The sequence below is a fragment of the Clostridium sp. D46t1_190503_E9 genome, from assembly GCF_015555225.1.
In the GTDB taxonomy this organism is placed as follows: domain Bacteria; phylum Bacillota; class Clostridia; order Clostridiales; family Clostridiaceae; genus Clostridium.
Map to the genome: position 1 here is coordinate 1 of NZ_JADNKB010000013.1, position 13,950 is coordinate 13,950.

The 13,950-nt window shown below is 26.8% G+C and carries 14 protein-coding genes, 2 tRNA genes and 1 rRNA gene; 12 read left to right on the forward strand and 5 right to left on the reverse strand.

Annotated features, from left to right (window positions below; genetic code table 11):
- The first annotated feature begins 124 nt into the window (after positions 1-124).
- Positions 125-241, forward strand: a 5S ribosomal RNA gene (rrf, locus tag I2E83_RS14225).
- A gap of 5 nt (positions 242-246) precedes the next feature.
- Positions 247-322: transfer RNA gene (locus tag I2E83_RS14230), tRNA-Phe, on the forward strand.
- 54 nt (positions 323-376) lie between these two features.
- On the opposite strand, the gene bcp is transcribed toward I2E83_RS14230, so the two are convergent.
- Entirely contained in the window at positions 377-829 is a 453-nt protein-coding gene (bcp, locus tag I2E83_RS14235; protein ID WP_195264464.1) for a thioredoxin-dependent thiol peroxidase, read from the reverse strand.
- Positions 830-1,022: 193 nt separating this feature from the next.
- Here bcp and I2E83_RS14240 point away from each other — a divergent pair, with 193 nt between their 5' ends.
- Positions 1,023-1,769, forward strand: coding sequence for a peptidylprolyl isomerase (locus I2E83_RS14240; RefSeq protein WP_195264463.1), 747 nt, complete (start codon positions 1,023-1,025; stop codon positions 1,767-1,769).
- 42 nt (positions 1,770-1,811) lie between these two features.
- On the opposite strand, the gene I2E83_RS14245 is transcribed toward I2E83_RS14240, so the two are convergent.
- Together I2E83_RS14245 and I2E83_RS14250 are read right to left on the reverse strand one after the other, a co-directional pair.
- Positions 1,812-2,453: an HAD family phosphatase gene (locus I2E83_RS14245; RefSeq protein WP_195264462.1), complete on the reverse strand. Its 642-nt coding sequence runs from the start codon at positions 2,451-2,453 to the stop codon at positions 1,812-1,814.
- Positions 2,454-2,826: 373 nt separating this feature from the next.
- Positions 2,827-2,902: transfer RNA gene (locus tag I2E83_RS14250), tRNA-Pro, on the reverse strand.
- Positions 2,903-3,253: 351 nt separating this feature from the next.
- Here I2E83_RS14250 and I2E83_RS14255 point away from each other — a divergent pair.
- From I2E83_RS14255 to rsmI, 4 genes are all read left to right on the forward strand, one after another.
- The gene (locus I2E83_RS14255) at positions 3,254-3,559 is read left to right on the forward strand and encodes a hypothetical protein (protein WP_195430628.1); all 306 of its coding nucleotides are present in this window, start codon (positions 3,254-3,256) and stop codon (positions 3,557-3,559) included.
- Between the two features lie 354 nt (positions 3,560-3,913).
- Complete coding sequence (locus I2E83_RS14260) at positions 3,914-5,131, forward strand: C40 family peptidase (RefSeq protein ID WP_195264460.1); 1,218 nt, start codon at positions 3,914-3,916, stop codon at positions 5,129-5,131.
- 248 nt (positions 5,132-5,379) lie between these two features.
- A complete protein-coding gene (locus I2E83_RS14265; RefSeq protein WP_195430631.1) occupies positions 5,380-6,129 on the forward strand; it encodes a tRNA1(Val) (adenine(37)-N6)-methyltransferase in 750 nt (249 codons plus the stop codon).
- Positions 6,130-6,133: 4 nt separating this feature from the next.
- On the forward strand, positions 6,134-6,979 hold the full coding sequence (rsmI, locus tag I2E83_RS14270) for a 16S rRNA (cytidine(1402)-2'-O)-methyltransferase (RefSeq protein ID WP_195264458.1): 846 nt from the start codon (positions 6,134-6,136) through the stop codon (positions 6,977-6,979).
- Between the two features lie 74 nt (positions 6,980-7,053).
- Here the strand turns inward: rsmI and I2E83_RS14275 are convergent, their stop codons facing one another.
- Positions 7,054-7,293, reverse strand: coding sequence for an AbrB/MazE/SpoVT family DNA-binding domain-containing protein (locus tag I2E83_RS14275; protein WP_008676225.1), 240 nt, complete (start codon positions 7,291-7,293; stop codon positions 7,054-7,056).
- Between the two features lie 464 nt (positions 7,294-7,757).
- On the opposite strand from I2E83_RS14275, the gene I2E83_RS14280 reads away from it, so the two are divergent.
- The 4 genes from I2E83_RS14280 to I2E83_RS14295 all read left to right on the forward strand — a co-directional run bounded on the left by I2E83_RS14280 (position 7,758) and on the right by I2E83_RS14295 (position 11,742).
- Complete coding sequence (locus I2E83_RS14280; protein WP_195264457.1) at positions 7,758-8,348, forward strand: DUF1836 domain-containing protein; 591 nt, start codon at positions 7,758-7,760, stop codon at positions 8,346-8,348.
- A gap of 81 nt (positions 8,349-8,429) precedes the next feature.
- Positions 8,430-8,573 (forward strand): YvrJ family protein, encoded by a 144-nt coding sequence (locus I2E83_RS14285; protein ID WP_195264456.1) that lies wholly within the window; start codon positions 8,430-8,432, stop codon positions 8,571-8,573.
- Positions 8,574-8,799: 226 nt separating this feature from the next.
- Complete coding sequence (locus tag I2E83_RS14290; protein WP_195430634.1) at positions 8,800-11,088, forward strand: ATP-dependent DNA helicase; 2,289 nt, start codon at positions 8,800-8,802, stop codon at positions 11,086-11,088.
- A gap of 21 nt (positions 11,089-11,109) precedes the next feature.
- Entirely contained in the window at positions 11,110-11,742 is a 633-nt protein-coding gene (locus I2E83_RS14295) for a cyclase family protein (protein ID WP_195264454.1), read from the forward strand.
- 186 nt (positions 11,743-11,928) lie between these two features.
- Here the strand turns inward: I2E83_RS14295 and I2E83_RS14300 are convergent, their stop codons facing one another.
- Positions 11,929-12,807, reverse strand: coding sequence for an aldose 1-epimerase family protein (locus I2E83_RS14300; RefSeq protein ID WP_195430637.1), 879 nt, complete (start codon positions 12,805-12,807; stop codon positions 11,929-11,931).
- A 213-nt stretch (positions 12,808-13,020) separates the two neighbouring features.
- Between I2E83_RS14300 and I2E83_RS14305 the strand changes: the two genes are divergently transcribed.
- Entirely contained in the window at positions 13,021-13,863 is an 843-nt protein-coding gene (locus I2E83_RS14305; RefSeq protein WP_195264453.1) for a YihY/virulence factor BrkB family protein, read from the forward strand.
- Positions 13,864-13,950 lie beyond the last annotated feature (87 nt).

Consider the following 13,950-nt stretch of genomic DNA (forward strand, 5'->3'; position numbering starts at 1 on the left):
TGATAGGTCAGAGGTGTAAGTGTGGTAACATATTTAGCTGACTGATACTAATAGGTCGAGGGCTTGACCAATAAAAACAGGCTTAAAATTAATTCATGTGCAATTTTCAGAGAACACTCTGAAATCTGGTGATGATGGCGTAGAGGAAACACTCCTTTCCATTCCGAACAGGAAAGTTAAGCTCTACAGCGTCGATGGTACTGCATGGGAGACTGTGTGGGAGAGTAGAACGTTGCCAGGTTATATGGCTCGATAGCTCAGTCGGTAGAGCAGAGGACTGAAAATCCTCGTGTCCCTGGTTCGATTCCTGGTCGAGCCACCAGAATAAAAAGCACTAACATTAGTTAGTGCTTTTTTATTATGCTCTGTAATTTTATTATTTAAGTTCTTCTAGGACAGCATCAATATGTCCTTTAACTTTAACTTTTCTAAACTCTTTCACTAAATAACCTTTTTCATCAATTATAAATGTACTTCTTTCTATACCCAAAACTTTTTTACCATACATATTTTTTTCTTTGATAACATCGTATAATTCGCAAACAATCTTATCTTCATCACTTAATAAAATGAAAGGTAAATTAAATTTTTCAATAAATTTATTATGTGAATTTAAGTTATCTTTACTTATTCCAAGAACTATAGCATTTTGATCTGTTATTTTATCTATATTATCCCTAAAATCACATGCCTCTGTAGTGCATCCTGGTGTATTATCTTTAGGATAAAAGTATAGTATAACTTTTTTTCCTCTATAATCACTTAATTTATGTTCCTTTCCATCAGATCCCATAAGAGTAAAATCTGGCGCTAATTTTCCTATTTCCATTATATAATATCCTCCTTTTAAGCTTTATTTAATTATAATACCATTAATAATTATTATCAACAAATAATGCGAATCTTAATCGTAATTTAGACTAATTAGATAAATATTTATTGCAACTTATATATTTTATTATAAACTCTGTTATAATTAATAATGATTAAAATTTAAAATTTAAAATAAAGGAGATATTTCAATGGAAGATAAAATTTTAGCTACCATAGCGGGTAGAGAGATTAAGGAATCAGATTTACAAAATATGATAATGAGATACCCAGCTGATAAAAGAGCATATTTTGAAACAGTAGAGGCAAAGAAGCAATTATTAGAGCAAATGCTTTCTTTTGAATTAATCAATATGCTAGGCAAAGAGTTAAATATAGAAGATACAGAAGAATATAAGGAAAATGTAAAACAAGCAGAAAAGGATATATTAACTCAGCTAACACTAAATAAATTATTATTAGAAGTTACTGTTACAGATGAGGATGCATTAAATTATTATAACAATAATAAAGGAGAATTTACTCAACAACCAACAGTTTCTGCTAAGCATATATTAGTAGATTCAAAAGAACTTTGTGATAAAGTTAAGAGTGAAATAGATTCAAATGAATTAACTTTTGAAGAGGCAGCTATGAAATACTCAACTTGTCCTTCAAAAGAAGAAGGTGGAAATCTTGGTGCATTTGGAAGAGGTATGATGGTTCCTGAGTTTGAAGATGTAGCTTTCAAATTGGATATAAATGTTGTAAGTGAACCAGTTCAAACACAATTTGGATACCATTTAATAAAAGTTGAAGATAAAAATGAAGGAAAAGAAATGGCATTTGAAGAAGTTAAGCCTCAAATAGTTAATAAGCTATTACAAGAAATGCAACAAAGAAAGTATCTAGATGTTGTAAAAGAATTAGAAAAGAAATATGGAGTTACTAGAGCTTAAAAATAGTGAAAAAAGGAATTGATATATCAATTCCTTTTTTATTTATAATAGTTCATTAAAGCTAAGTATGTATTTATCTGATAATTCTATTAAAGCATCTTTTTGACTTTCAGATACTTTATCATATATTGAATAAACGTGCATACCGGCAAGCTTAGCCCCTTTAACAGCTTGTACTATATCTTCGAATACTAAGCAATTTTCAGGCGATATACCTAGTTTTTTAGCTGATAATAAATAGATATCAGGATTATCCTTTGATTTCTTTACTTCTTCAGTTGTAGTTATCGCATCAAAATATTGATATATATTATTATTTTTTAATGTTGCTTCTAATAATTGAACAGAATTACTAGTTGCTAATGCTATTTTAATGCCTTTTTCTTTTAATAAATCTAAATATGAAATGACGCCTTCTTTTAATTTGATTGTATTGGAATAGTGATAAAAAGCCATATCATGCCATGTTGAAATTATTTTATCTATATCATCATTTATATTAAATTTGTTTTTAAAGTAGGTTGCTGTTTCCGTTAAAGTAAGATGAGTTATCTCTTCTTGAAGATTTTCAGGGACAGGATAACCAAAGTTTCCTAGGTATTCTTCATCTATTTGTGCCCATATTCCCATTGAATCTATTAATGTTCCATCTAAATCAAATATGACTGCCTTAATATTATTCATATATGTAAACCTCCTTTTAAATACTGTTCAACAATATTATAGTAAGCTAAATATATAGCTTAGATGTAGTAATAATTTTATTAAAAGTTTTATTTATATATAAAAAACTTAAAAATTTATAGCAATAATGAAATCTTTTTCATATACTGATTGTAAGTAGAATTTTGAAAAGGGGATAAGATTTATGTGGATATTAATATTGTGTGCCTATATATCAATAATACCAATAGTATTAATTTCTTGTAAATCTATTGGATTTGACGATAAACTTAATGAAGTACATGATTATATAGATTGTAACTAGCTATATAAATAAATCCATTTCATAAATTATAAAAAAATAAGAAATCCTCTCGAATAGAGAGGATTTCTTTGGTCGGGGTGACAGGGATTGAACCTGCGACCTCATGGTCCCAAACCACGCGCGCTCCCATCTGCGCCACACCCCGAAGTACATTATAATTATAGTAAGTATAATCTATTATGTCAACACTTTTAAAATAAAATATTAAATTATTTATGTGAAACCTATTATGATTAAGTTATAGTATTAATATAAAATTATAATGATTTTATATAGCCAAATAGAAGTAGAGTTATATTTATAATATCTTTACTTATGACTATTAAATATGGTATCTTTTAAGTAAATTATAAACTTTGTTTAGGGTATATCGTATATTTACTTTTAATTAGTTTAAGATCGTTAAAAGTAAATATTAATGAGCTTAATGAAACGTTATGAAATTATTTTAAGATTTAAAGTTTATATAAGCATAATTTAATTGGAGGTCAAAGTAATGAGAGGAAGTACTATAGTTATTATTTTAGGTAGCATAGGATTTATATTAATGGGATTTTTATCATTAAAAAGTAAAAAAATGAAGAATTTTCTGAAGGATAGTGGAGTCTATAGTGATATTGAAAAGTTTATGAAGCTTAACGGAATATTTAATATATCTATAGGTTTTGCAGGAATTATTTTAGGCGCATTAGATTATATATTCATAGAACAATCAAAGTATATAGTAATAATATTTATACTTACTATTGCTATTGCATCTTTTGTTCAAAATAAGATGCTTAAAAAATACAGGAATATATAATTTCATATATTCCTGTATTTTTATTTGAATGAACTTTTTATAGCAATAGTATTATTAGCAATGTCATTAATAATTTTATATAGAAGTTATTAATGACATTGCTAATAAATTTATATAGAAATTATTCATAAAACTATTATAAAAACGATAGTATACAACATATAATTATAGAGAGATTTAGATAAAATTAGTTATATTTACATAACTAAGCATTATCCAGATATGTACAGTATACATTTACACTGTCTAAATATCTCATTTTTTAAAAAATTACCATTGTCCAAGCTTTCCATAAGTGTTATAATGGTAATATATCACGTAGGGAGAGGGGGATGGTCTAAGGACCAAACACTTATGAAAAAGAGGATTTTATCTATTGTTATGGCTGGTGCTTTAACAATAACTTCAGTAACACCAGTTTTTGCTACTCCTAATCAGGAAGTAATAGAAAATCAACAAAAGTATGATGACATAAATAAGAAAATAGAAGATATTCAAGGTAAGATATATGGTTTAAATGAACAAATAGCTCCATTAGAAGAAAAGGTGAACAATAATCAAAAGCAAATGGATTCTATTAAGGATGAAATTGAAAACACTAAGAAAGAAATCGAAACTTCAAAGGTTGATATTTCAGAAAAAGAAGAAGTATTAGGAAAGAGATTAAGAGAGCTATACAAATCAGGTGGACAAGGTAGTTATTTAACACTTTTATTTAGTGCAGATAGTTTTAGCGATCTTATATCTAAATTAGATTCTGCTACTAGACTTGTAAATATTGATAAGAAAATAGTAAAAGATTTAGTAGATAAGAAAGAAAAGTTAGATGAGAAGGTTACTTCTTTAGAAGAAAAATCAAATGAAATAGCTAAAATAAATGAGGAAACTAAAAAAGTCTTAGCTGAGTCAGAAGGTAAGAAGAAGGAGCAAGAAGCTCTTGTTGCAGATGCAAAAGCTGAACAAGCTAAATTTGATGAAGAGTTCTTATCTGTTGCAGAAAGAAGTTTAGTTGAACCACAACTAGCAATACTAGAATCATCTAGTTCTATTACTGAGCTTCAAAGTGCTATAAGCCAATTAAGAAGTATCAGAGATAATCAACTTAAAAGCCCTATCGTAACAGAAGAGATTAATAATGCAATAGAAGCTGCTAAGGTTAAAGTAGAAGAGCTACAAGCTCAAGAAAATGCAGCTAGTATACCAAATAGAGGACCTGGATCTGGATCATCAGCTACAGGTAATGCAATAGTAGATTTTGCATATGGATATATTGGTAGACCTTATGTTTTTGGAGCTACAGGACCAGATAGTTTTGACTGTTCAGGATTTACTAGCTTTGTATTTAGAAATGCAGCAGGAATAGATATAACAAGAACTACTTATACTCAAATAAATGTTGGAACTCCAGTTTCATATGGAGAATTACAACCAGGAGATTTAGTATTTACTTATGGTTCAGACCACGTTGGAATATATGTAGGTGGAGGTCAATATATACATGCTCCTCAACCTGGAGATTATGTTAAAGTTTCACCAGTTACATCATTCTACGCTGCGAGAAGAGTACTATAATTAGAATTTTATTAATATTGTATTATAAACTCCGTCAAAATTTGGCGGAGTTTATTTGTTTATATCATGTAAATTGAACTTTAATAAAATATTTATAAAGTAATTGATTTATATGATATAATTTAGAAAGATTACAAAGCAATAATATAGATATAAATAAAGATAATGAATTTGTAATTAATAGTATTAGTTTATAATAATGGTTGATAATAAGAATATAGTTATAGAAATAATTCGAGGTATTTAAAATGAATAAAGATGTGAATTTATTAGAAGATGAATCTATTGATGATTTACAATTAGATAACTTATATCTGATTCAAAAAAAATCAGGCTTTAGATTTGGTGTAGATGCAGTTTTACTGTCAAACTTTGCAAATGTAAAGAAAAAACATAGAGTTATAGATTTATGTACAGGTACTGGAATAGTTCCTTTTTTATTATATGGAAAATATAAGCCAGAAGAAGTAATAGGAATAGAAATTCAAAATGAAATGGTTGAAATGGCTAAAAGGAGCAGTAAGTATAATGAATTAGAAAGTGTTGTTAAATTTGAAAATGCTGATTTAAAGGATATCAAGTTTTTAAATCAATTAGGAAAATTTGATGTTTTAACAGTTAATCCTCCATATAAATTAAATAACTCAGGAATATTAAATCCTAATGATAAGTTAGCAATAGCTAGGCATGAAGTTTTATGTACATTAGAAGATGTGATAATAGCAGCTAGAAAGCTTTTAAAGGATAATGGAAGAATGTATATGGTACATAGACCTGAGAGATTAATAGATATATTTGAGCTTATGAGAAAGCATAAGATTGAACCTAAGAGAGTTCAAATGATCCAGCCAAATAGTAAAAAGGCTCCTAATATAGTATTAGTTGAAGGTCAACGTGATGGTGGAGCATATTTGAAATGGGAAGCACCACTATATGTATATAATGATGATGGTAGTTATTCAGATGAATTAAATAGAATATATGGTAGGGAGGAATAGATTTATGGAAAAAGGTAAGTTGTATTTAGTACCAACTCCAATAGGTAATTTAAAGGATATAACATTGAGGGCATTAGAAGTATTAGAAAATGCAGACATCATAGCTGCAGAAGATACTAGGCAAAGTTTAAAACTATTAAATCATTTTAATATAAAGAAAAGTTTATTTAGCTATCATAAACATAATGAACAAGGAAAAAGTGAAGATATAATAAATAAATTAAATGATGGAATGAATATAGCACTTATTACTGATGCCGGCACTCCGGGGATATCTGATCCAGGAAGTGTTATAGTTGAAAAGTGTATAGAACAAGAAATAGAATTTGAAGTATTACCAGGAGCAACAGCAATAACTACTGCTTTGGTTTACTCAGGTTTAGATACAACAAAGTTTATATTTAGAGGTTTTTTACCTAGAGAAAATAAAGATAGAAAACCTGTAGTTGAAGAAATTAAAAATGTTAGAGATACTATAATATTATATGAAGCTCCACATAGATTATTAGATACCTTAGAATATTTATTAAATAATATAGGTGATAGAAAAATTGCAATATGTAGAGAACTTACGAAGCTTCATGAAGAAATTTATAGAGGTAGAATATCATTAGCATTAAATTATTTTGTAGAAAATAGACCAAGAGGTGAGTTTGTTTTAGTTATTGAAGGTAAATCTGAGGATGAAATAAAAGCTGAAAAAGAGGCTTTATGGATCGATTTAACAATAGAAGAACATTTAATAAAGCTAATAGAAAGTGGAATAGAAAAAAAAGAAGCTATAAAATTAGTTGCAAAAGAGAGAAATATACCTAAAAAAGAAGTTTATAAATACTCAACAGAACTATAATTAAATCCCCTATGATTTTATAAAGTCATAGGGGATTTAATTATAAATAACTTTTTAAATATAAGTATTAAAAATTATTTTTTTAATTCAGTTAAGCAATTTTTACAGATGTTTTTACCTTTATAGTTTACAACATCTCTAGCATCTCCACAGAAGATACAAGCTGGTTCATATTTCTTTAAGATTATTTGCTCTCCATCTACATAGATTTCTAAAGCATCTTTTTCAGCTATATCTAATGTTCTTCTTAATTCAATAGGAATAACTATTCTTCCTAATTCATCTACTCTTCTTACTACACCAGTTGATTTCATTATATTTCCTCCTTAAAACAAGTTTCGACATCTTGCAAGTTAATATTACTAAAAATGTAATTAAAAGTCAACAGAAAAGAGAAATATTTTAAAAAAATACACATTTAATTTGCCTTTCAAAGTCATAAATACAATATACTACCATAAATTAGAAAAGTCAATACTATTTAATCAAATTTCTAGGGAAATAGTAAAAAAATGTAGAATGGCTTGTCTACTAACTTATAAAGAAGAAAGAAGAGATCTTAGAAAAATAAAATTAAAAAAAAACTAATAAAAAAAGAAAAAAATGTAAAAAATAATAACAGATATGAGGTTTAGATTAAAAATTAAAAAAGCGACAATTATTTTTTATTGACTTTTAAAGAAATAATAGAATAAAATTAAACAGGCAGAAGTAACTTGTAATAAGTTTATATATACTATATAATTAAAATAAGAATAAGTTTTTAGAGGTGGATATAATGGTAAAAAAAATAGATACTAATTATATAACAGAAATTGCAGAAGAAATGTCTAATAGTACCATGGTTGGCTATAATGATTTACCTAAATATGATCTATTTTTATCTCAAGTTATAGATTTTTTAAATGATAAATTTATAGAGGATAAATATACAAATAATATAGTGCAAAATTATATAAAGAGCGAAGTTATTAGCAAACCAGAGGATGGAAAAAAGAGAGGCTATACTAAAATACATCTTATACAATTAGTACTATTAAGCTACATGAGGCCAGTATTGACAACGGAAGAAATTAAAAAGGTTTTCAGTTTGGCATTTAATGAAATAAATGATAGATCAGATGATATAATATCTTGGGAAAATGCATATAAGATATTTTCAGAAACTCAAAGTGAAAGCTTTAAAGATTTCCTAAGTAAGCCGGCTGTAAATGAAGAAAAGTTAGATAGTATAATTGCAGAATTAAAATTAAATGAAAAAGATGAAAATAGTATAAGAACATTTGTTATTGTAATGTCACTTATTGCACAAGCGAGTGCTATAAAAAAATTAGTTCAAAAGATAGTGAATGAATATCATTCAGAATAAATATTATAAAAACTATATTAAATTAATATATAAATTAAAAAATCCTCACTTAAGTGCATATGTAAATAGTGGGGTGATTTTATGGAAGAGGTAGTTAATTTAGTGGCTAATCTAGGTTTTCCTATAGCAATTTCCTTATATTTATTAATAAGAATAGAAGGAAAGCTGGAGAGTCTTACTAATAGCATAAATAATCTATCACAAACTATTAATTCAATTAAATAAAAGCTTTCAAAATAAGGTATTGTTAATAATAAGTAGCAGTACCTTATTGATTTTATATCCTATTAAATATTAGTTTTTAGGATTATAATATATATATATATATTTTGCTTAATGAAATAATTAATTAATACTAGCAATATATTAAATAGTTAATATGCTTATTTAAATGAAATAGTAAAAGTAGAAGCATGGATTATTTAAAATATATAGATAGGAAAGAACTTTAATGAAGAAAAAAATAATTATTAAAGAATCTGTTAGAGGAATAATAGAATATGTCTTGAAAACTGGTAGTTTAGATGATAGATATATGGGGAAAAGTAGAGCTTTAGAAGGTACATTAGCACATCAAAAGCTACAGAGCAGTAATGAGGATATATATAGTCAGTATCAGAAAGAAGTAAGAATGGAACATGCCTTCGAAATTGAAGATATAACATTATTAGTAGAAGGAAGAGCTGATGGTATTATTATAGAAGATACTAATATTTACATAGAAGAAATAAAATCCACAATGAAATCACTTATATTTATAGAGGAAGATTATAATGAATTACATTGGGCTCAAGGTAAATTTTATGCATATATATATTCTATTCAAAATAAATTAGAAGAAATAAGCGTAAGATTAAGTTATTTTAATATAGAAACTGAAGAAGTAAAAAGCTTTGATAAGAGATTTAAATTTAATGAATTAGAAGAGTATATTGATTTTATAATAAATGAATATAAGAAATGGATATTATTAAAGTCTAAATTAAATAGTCTAAGAAATGAATCTATAAAAACATTAAAATTTCCCTTTGATAATTATCGAAAAGGTCAAAAGGAGTTAGCAGTTACTTGTTTTAATACAATAAAGGAAAATGCTGTGCTATTTGCTCAGGCACCTACAGGAATAGGTAAAACAATATCTACTATATTTCCTGCCGTGAAATCTTTAGGAGAAGATAGAGGAGAAAGAATAGTATATTTAACTGCTAAAACAATAACTAGGACGGTAGCAGAAGAGGCAGTGAATAAATTAAAGGATAATGGACTTAAATGCAGAAATATTACATTAACATCTAAGGAAAAAATATGCTTTAAAGATAAAACTAATTGCAATCCAGAGAATTGTGAATATGCAGTAGATTACTATGATAAAGTAAATAATATTATATTTGATATGCTGGGAAAAGAAGATGATTTTACGAGAGGAAAAATCGAAGAATATGCGAGAGATAATAAAGTATGCCCCTTTGAGTTATCATTAGATTTGAGTTTATGGTGTGACATAATAATATGTGATTATAATTACGCTTTTGATCCTAGGGCTAAACTGAAACGCTTTTTTGAGGAAGATGTTGATAAAAATATATTACTTGTGGATGAAGGTCATAACCTTGTGGATAGAGCTAGAAATATGTTCAGTGCGGAAATTTATAAGGGTAAGATAATGCAAGCAAGTAAACTTATAAAGGGTAAAGTACCTAACTTATATAAGGTACTAAATTCTATTAATAAGGAATTAATAGAAATACGAAGGGAAGTTCAAGAAATTGAAAGTAATAGTATTTATAAAAAAGAGCAGTATAAAGATTTATATAAATTGCTGAGAATATTTTTAAAGGAATGTGATGAATACCTTATAAAGTCTGTAAATACAGAAGGCTATGATGAAATAAGAGATTTATATTTTGAAGTAAGAAGTTTCATATCAATTTCAGAACTATATAGCGATGAATACGTAACTTTAGTAGAAGTTACTAAGAATGATGTTAAGGTTAAGTTGTTTTGTGTTAATCCATCTAAGAATTTATCTAAAGTCGTACAGGGAAGTTATTCTACTACAATTTTTTCGGCAACACTAACACCAATTAATTATTATATAGATTTGCTTGGGGGCAATGAAAAGAGCTATAGAATGAAATTACCATCACCATTTAAAAAGGAAAATTTAAAAATCTATGGTCATCCGCTTAATATGAGATTTAAGCAAAGGGAAAATAATATTGATAATCTATGTGAATTGATTTACAAATTTGCAAATGAACAAATTGGTAATTACATGGTTTTTTTACCTTCTTATCAATATTTAAAGCAGATATATCAAAGATACATAGAGTTATATGGTGATAATAATACTATTTGTCAGGATGAAGTCTTAACTGAATCTCAAAAGGAGGATTTCATAAATAAGTTTCAAGATGGTGCAAATATTCTAGCTTTTTGTGTTATAGGAGGAATATTTTCTGAGGGGATAGATTTGCCAGGGAATAGGCTAATAGGAAGTATAATAGTTGGAGTAGGATTTCCTAAAATATCTAACGAAGGAGACATAATAAAAGATTATTATGAGGAAAAGGGATTTGATTATGCATATATATATCCAGGAATAAATAAAGTAATGCAAGCTGCTGGAAGAGTTATAAGGACTGAAACAGATAAGGGGAGAATATTACTCATAGATGATAGATATTTTACTTTAAAGTATAAGAATTTACTTCCAAAAGAGTGGGATATAATTAAATAAAATAATAAAGGGAGAGTATAAATGAGAGTTATTGATTTAAGTCACACTATAAATAAGAATATGACTACATATACAAAAGATGAGAAACCTGAAATATATAATATAGCTACAATTGAAAAAGATGGATTCAATGAGAAACTCTTGAGACTATGTACGCATACAGGAACTCATATAGATGCACCAAGTCATATGATTAACAAAGGAAAAACCATTGAAGAATTTAATATAAGTGAATTTATAGGAATAGCATTTATGATTGATATTTCTAATATTAAGGAAGTAAAGATTAGTGATTTAATTCAATATGAAGAAAAATTGAGAAATTGTGATTTCTTAATATTAAAAACAGGATGGGAGAATTATTGGGGAACCCAAAATTATTTTAATGACTTTCCAAGCCTAACAGAAGAGGCAGCTAAATGGATTTGTGATTTTAGTTTAAGAGGTATAGGAATAGATGCTATTTCAATTGATAAATTTGATAGTATAGATTTTGAAATACACAATGTTGTGTTATCTAGAGGTAAACTCATAATTGAGAATCTAACGAATTTGGATAATATAAATGCTGATGAATTTACTTTAGTAGCTACTCCGTTAAAGATAGAAGATGGAGATGCTTCACCTGTTAGGGCAATCGCATTAACGAATTAATGTTTAAAAAGTACAAATACAATTATAATTTAATTGTAAAATTAGAAATATAGGAAATATAGATAACAGGTATTAAGTATATACCTGTTATCTATATTTTATATTTTAATATGAATTAATATAAGTTTCGGTTCTATAAATTAAAGGTTAGTTTATAAAATTGATAGTTATATAGTTAGCTAAAGATTATTTTATACATAAGTTGTAACTAGCAGTAAAGGATTCTCCAACACTAAGTTTTTGAATTCCCTCCTTATCTTTAAACTCTCCATCAAAATTATCAAAATCTGAGTGCCCATACCAAGGCTCTATACAAACAAAAGGCGCTCCTGTTGGTTTAGTCCATATAGCTAAATAAGGAAAACCTGAAAAATCCATAGATAAACTTTTATTATGATTCTTAGATTTTAAACTTATTATATTTGAATCTAAATCACCAAAAACTATAGCATCATCTTTAAATAAATCTAAAGATAAGTTTATAATACTTTCATTATTAAAAAATGGTTTTTTAATACCTGTGAAGTAGCCAGAGTTACCGTTAAGTTCCATTGAATCAGAATTTTCTTTCTTGTTGAACTCAAAGTAATAATCTTCAAATTTTTCTCCGTCCATTAATGGGCACATAAATGCAGGATGTCCACCAATTGAGAAGTAGATATCTTTGTTATCAAGATTTGTAACATTATAACCAACATTAACTCCATTATCTAAAAGTTCATATGAAAGCTTTAAAGAAAACTTATATGGATATACTTTTAATGTATCTTCAGACCATAAAAGTTCAAATACAATATGATTATTGTCTTTTTCAATCATATTAAATTCTCTAGTCCTTGCTAGACCATGTTGTGGTAATTCATATTTTTTATTATCAACAGTATATTCTCCATTTTTAACTTTTCCAACTATAGGGAATAATATTGGAGAATGATACTTCCAATACTCTGCATTTCCATTCCATAAGTATTCAATTGAATCTTTTTTGCTAATTAAGTTATTAAGTTCTCCACCAAAGGTATCAGCAGAAATTTTTATGTTTTCATTTTCTAATATATAATTCATCATAACACCCTTTCCATTTTAAATAGTTTACATAGAGATTATACTATATTGGAAGTTTTTTAGAAAGAAATAGATAGCTTTGCTTATATATTTTAAATTATTGTAGTATTATATATAAAGTAACAAAAATAAGATAGAATATTATAAATTAATATATTTAATAAATTTGATATATAATATAAAATATTAAATAATAAATAATGTGGTGGTTTAATGAGTAAGGATAAGAATGAGAATAAGAGGTCTGTTATAGATAGCATAATATATTTCATTGTAAAAATTAATAATGATGATATATTTGCTTTAGGGGCTCAACTTGCATATTATTTGATATTAGCTTTTTTCCCATTTTTAATATTTTTATTAACATTAATAGGATTTAGTAGATTAAATTCAGTAGATATTTTAGATGGATTAAGGGCTATATTGCCAAATAATGTTTTTACTTTGGTAGATACTACAGTAATCGAGATAGTAGATACTCAAAATGCAGGCTTATTAGGAGCATCTATTGCTATTACAATGTGGTCTGCATCTTCAGGATTCAGAGCTGTAATAAAAGGCGTTAATAAGGCTTATGATATTAGGGAACATAGATCTTTTATAAAAAGAGCATTTATAGCAATATTTTTTACATTAGCTTTAGCGTTAATAATAATGTTAACTTTAGCTATGTTAGTATTTGGAGAAGTAATAGGTAAATATTTAATATCAGTATTTCCATTTCATAATATAATAAAGAATATATGGAATATAAGTAGGTATATAATAGTAATACTTGCTATGATATGGATATTTGCATGTATATATAGATACACTCCAGCTAAAAAGATTCCTTGGAGAGAGGTTTTTCCAGGTGCTATCGTAGTTACTTTGGGATGGATAATAGTTTCGTTGGCATTTTCATATTATATTAATAATATAGCTAATTATTCTAGATTATATGGAAGTTTAGGAGCAGTATTTATATTAATGACTTGGCTCTATATTACATCAATGATATTAATTCTAGGAGCTGAAATAAATTCAGTTTTATCAATAACAAAAATAAAGTAGTTTCAAAAGTTAAGAATCTAAATGGTTTCTTAACTTTTAACTTAGAATAAAATATTTACTTGAAATGAATAATATTTTGTTTATTTT

Coding starts and splice junctions, on each gene's coding strand:
- bcp (WP_195264464.1), bottom strand. CDS start 829: ATGGAAATAGGAAAATTAGCGCCAGATTTTACTCTTATGGGATCTGAT.
- I2E83_RS14240 (WP_195264463.1), top strand. CDS start 1,023: ATGGAAGATAAAATTTTAGCTACCATAGCGGGTAGAGAGATTAAGGAA.
- I2E83_RS14245 (WP_195264462.1), bottom strand. CDS start 2,453: ATGAATAATATTAAGGCAGTCATATTTGATTTAGATGGAACATTAATA.
- I2E83_RS14255 (WP_195430628.1), top strand. CDS start 3,254: ATGAGAGGAAGTACTATAGTTATTATTTTAGGTAGCATAGGATTTATA.
- I2E83_RS14260 (WP_195264460.1), top strand. CDS start 3,914: ATGAAAAAGAGGATTTTATCTATTGTTATGGCTGGTGCTTTAACAATA.
- I2E83_RS14265 (WP_195430631.1), top strand. CDS start 5,380: ATGAATAAAGATGTGAATTTATTAGAAGATGAATCTATTGATGATTTA.
- rsmI (WP_195264458.1), top strand. CDS start 6,134: ATGGAAAAAGGTAAGTTGTATTTAGTACCAACTCCAATAGGTAATTTA.
- I2E83_RS14275 (WP_008676225.1), bottom strand. CDS start 7,293: ATGAAATCAACTGGTGTAGTAAGAAGAGTAGATGAATTAGGAAGAATA.
- I2E83_RS14280 (WP_195264457.1), top strand. CDS start 7,758: ATGGTAAAAAAAATAGATACTAATTATATAACAGAAATTGCAGAAGAA.
- I2E83_RS14285 (WP_195264456.1), top strand. CDS start 8,430: ATGGAAGAGGTAGTTAATTTAGTGGCTAATCTAGGTTTTCCTATAGCA.
- I2E83_RS14290 (WP_195430634.1), top strand. CDS start 8,800: ATGAAGAAAAAAATAATTATTAAAGAATCTGTTAGAGGAATAATAGAA.
- I2E83_RS14295 (WP_195264454.1), top strand. CDS start 11,110: ATGAGAGTTATTGATTTAAGTCACACTATAAATAAGAATATGACTACA.
- I2E83_RS14300 (WP_195430637.1), bottom strand. CDS start 12,807: ATGAATTATATATTAGAAAATGAAAACATAAAAATTTCTGCTGATACC.
- I2E83_RS14305 (WP_195264453.1), top strand. CDS start 13,021: ATGAGTAAGGATAAGAATGAGAATAAGAGGTCTGTTATAGATAGCATA.